A 3390-nucleotide genomic window follows, 5' to 3' on the forward strand; every position below is an offset into this window, starting at 1 on the left:
CTGGGTTTCGGTCGGTGTTCCATGGCACATAACGGTTGTCTGGGGTGATGGTGGTTGCTTCATTTCTTTGATGAGAAAGGTCGTTGCCATGCTGGAGAACTATTTCAAGCAGCCAGCAACCGTCGATCGGTACATGCATTCATGGGTGGGTGCGGAAATCGAGCAGTACGTTGTTTGGCTTTCCGGGAATCACTATTCGGACAGGTGTGTCTGGAGGCGGGTCCCGCTCGTTTTCGCGTTTGGCGAGTTTGCTGGTGCCCGTGGGGCTGGCACTGTTGGGGAGTTGCCCGCGTACGTGGGCGCGTTTGTTGATGACCGGGTTGCTCTTCATCACAAGCGGACTGGATCGTCCCGGTCTATGGCCAAGGAGATTCGGGGTCCGGTGGAACAGATGCTCACGGTTATCCTGCCCGGATATCAGCCGAGCGGTCGTCGTCGCCTTGAATTGCCGTTCGCAGAGACCGTTCCGGGTTTCTTCGATTATTTGATTCAGGAGCGTGGGCTCCGCCCGCTGTCGGTGGGCGGCTACCGTATCCACCTTCGCCAATTCGAAGCGTACTTGCACCAGGTCGGGATGGAATCGATGGGGGAACTCTCACCGGCCCTGATCAGCGCTTATCTTGTGGCGCGTGCTGGTACTGGGTTGGCGAAGAGTACGGTGCGTGATGAAGCCGGGGCCTTGAAAGTCTTCCTCCGCTATGCCCACCGAGAGGGAGTATTGGCCAGTGATTTGAGCACGGCGGTGGGCTGGGCCCAGACATATCGGCTCTCGGACATTCCCCGTTCCATTTCGTGGGCCGACGTCAACCTGGTTCTGGCTGGTGTTGACCGGAGGACGGTGGCGGGCAAGCGTGACTACGCCATTCTGATGTTGTTGGTTATCTATGGGCTGCGCGGCCGGGAAGTCGCTGCATTGACGCTTGATGACATCGATTGGAAGCGTGAGCGTTTGGCGATTCCCGAGCGCAAGGCCGGCCACTCGACAGCGTTTCCGCTTTCTGCCGTTGTTGGTGAGGCACTTCTTGACTATCTGCAGCACGGACGCCCAGAGAGCGAGGACCGGCGCGTATTCTTCCGGGCGATGGCTCCCCGTCAGCCTATTACGGCGGCGGCGGTTTCGGCACGGACCCGCATTCACCTTCTCAGGGCTGGCATTGATGTGCGCCGGCCGGGCTCGCACACACTACGCCACACGGCGGTGCAGCGCCTTGTTGATGCGAATTTCTCGTTGAAGACCATTGGTGACTTCGTGGGCCACCGCTCGGCACGATCCACGGAAGTTTACGCCAAAGTCGATATTGAAGCGTTGCGCGAGGTCGCTCTTGGCGACGGTGAGGAAGTGCTGTGGTGAGCGAGAACCTTGCCGCCGATGTGGCTGCGTTCTTGGCACACAAGCGGGCACTGGGCAGGAAATACCTGAGTGAGGAAGCGACATTGCATTTGCTGCTGGTTTACACGGACCAGTGTGGGGTGACGGAGTCGGCCGGGCTCACGCCGCAACTTCTGGATGAATTTGTTGCTTCCAGGTCTCGGCGCCGGGCCCGTAGTTTCAACCACCTCATCGGGGTACTTGGAACCTTCCTAGACTGGGCAGTCAGTCAGCAACTTCTGGCAGCAACTCCTTGGCATGGCACCCGGCGCCGCGAAACTGATGAACGGTTGCCCTTCCTCCTCGATACCGCCCAGGCTCGCCGGTTGCTCGAGTCGGCAGCAGCACTTCCCGACAATCCCCGGGCGATCGGGCGCGGCCCCACCTACCACGCCATCTTCGCGTTGTGTTACGGCTTGGGACTCAGGGGCGGGGAGGCCTGTCACCTGCTCTTGGAAGACATTGATACCGACAGGCAGCTTTTGGTCGTCCGGGGTGGCAAGTTCGGTAAGAGTCGACTGGTTCCCTTCGGCCCGCGCATCGGGGAGTTGCTCGCCCGACAGCTCAAGCATAGACAAGGCCAAGAAGGTGCCGGTCCGGGATCTCCTCTGTTCACTTTCGATGGCCGGCGCTGCGTGAACCGGACCAGCGCGAGCCACACGTTCAGGCTCCTGGCCATCGAGTTGGAGTTCCCCGTTCCGGCGGGCACCACGGCACCGCACCTGCATTCCCTGCGTCATTCCTTCGCCGTGGGGTCCTTGCTTCGCTGGTACAGGGAGGGCGTGGACCCATCCGTGAGACTCTTTCAGCTCTCAACGTTCATGGGTCATGTGGATCCGGCCTCGACCGCCGTCTATCTGACCATCACTCCGGAGCTGTTTTCCGAGGCCAGCCACCGCATCGAAGTATTTGCTGAACCAGCATGGTTGGAGGAGCAGCCATGAGTGGCACCCAGCAGCTCGGGTCACTGATCCAGTCCTTCTTCATCGATCACCTCGTCACCGTCAAAGGGCTGCGACCCAGCTCGGTGCGCAGCTACAGCGACACCATCAGGCTTCTGCTGTGTTTCATCGCTGAGCAGAAGGGAACCAGAATCACCAAGCTTGCGCTGGAAGACCTGAGCTTTGGGCACGTCATCGGATTCCTTCGCTACCTGGAGGATGACCGTCACAACGGTGTGAGCACGCGTAACCAGCGCCTGGCAGCACTGCACTGCCTGTTTGAATACATTGCCAGCCGGGAACCGGCGATGCTCGAAACATGCCAGAGGGTTGCCGCCATCCCCATGAAACGGACGCCACCGGCTGAAACTCATTTCCTTGAACGTGACGAGATGCAGGGACTGTTGCAACACCTGCCACGGACCGGTCGCCTCGCGCAGCGGAACCACGCTCTGATTCTGTTCCTTTACAACACCGGGGCGCGGGCCCAAGAAGTCGCAGAACTCCGTGCCGGCAATCTCCAGCTCGGCGAACACGCCATCGTTCGCCTTCACGGGAAAGGAGATAAATGGAGGACGTGCCCTCTCTGGGACCAAACAGCAAAACAGCTGACCGTCCTGCTCGACTCGCCAGGTCAACCAACAGCAGCAGATGACCCGGTATTCCGCTCCGCTACTGGCAGAGCTCTCACCCGTTACGGGATCTACAAGGTCGTCAGGCGCCTTGCCAAACACCTTGACGATCCCGGTACCAACCGCACGGTTGGCCCTCATGTCTTTCGTCATACTGCGGCCATGCATTTGCTCGAGTCCGGGGTCGAAATCAATGTGATCCGGGGATGGCTCGGTCACGCCGACCTGACAACCACCAACCGCTACGCGGAAATCAACACTCGGACGAAATTGGAGGCACTGCGGGCCACCGAGCCTCCAGATACTTCGGAGGTACACCGCACCACGCCAATCTGGAGGACCGACGAAACACTGCTCAACTGGCTCACCAACCTCTGATCGTTATGTGGCCCGACCCATAGACAGCAAACCCCACAACACTGGGTGACGGCGGGTCGGGCCACATAAT

Annotated in this window: 3 protein-coding genes; all 3 read left to right on the forward strand. The window is 59.9% G+C overall.

The genetic code is table 11. From position 1 onward, the window contains the following. Positions 1–1351, forward strand: a 1351-nt coding sequence (locus CVV68_RS22680) for a tyrosine-type recombinase/integrase (protein WP_211320971.1), incomplete at its 5' end; no start/stop codon positions are given. Beyond that, a complete protein-coding gene (locus CVV68_RS22685; RefSeq protein WP_170133333.1) occupies positions 1348–2313 on the forward strand; it encodes a tyrosine-type recombinase/integrase in 966 nt (321 codons plus the stop codon). The genes CVV68_RS22680 and CVV68_RS22685, both read left to right, overlap by 4 nt. Beyond that, positions 2310–3320 carry a tyrosine-type recombinase/integrase gene (locus CVV68_RS22690; protein ID WP_110503247.1) on the forward strand — a complete coding sequence of 337 codons (1011 nt, stop codon included), beginning with the start codon at positions 2310–2312 and terminating at the stop codon, positions 3318–3320. The genes CVV68_RS22685 and CVV68_RS22690 overlap by 4 nt, the downstream gene beginning before the upstream one ends. Positions 3321–3390 lie beyond the last annotated feature (70 nt).

The organism is Arthrobacter livingstonensis, from assembly GCF_003219815.1.
GTDB lineage: Bacteria > Actinomycetota > Actinomycetes > Actinomycetales > Micrococcaceae > Specibacter > Specibacter livingstonensis.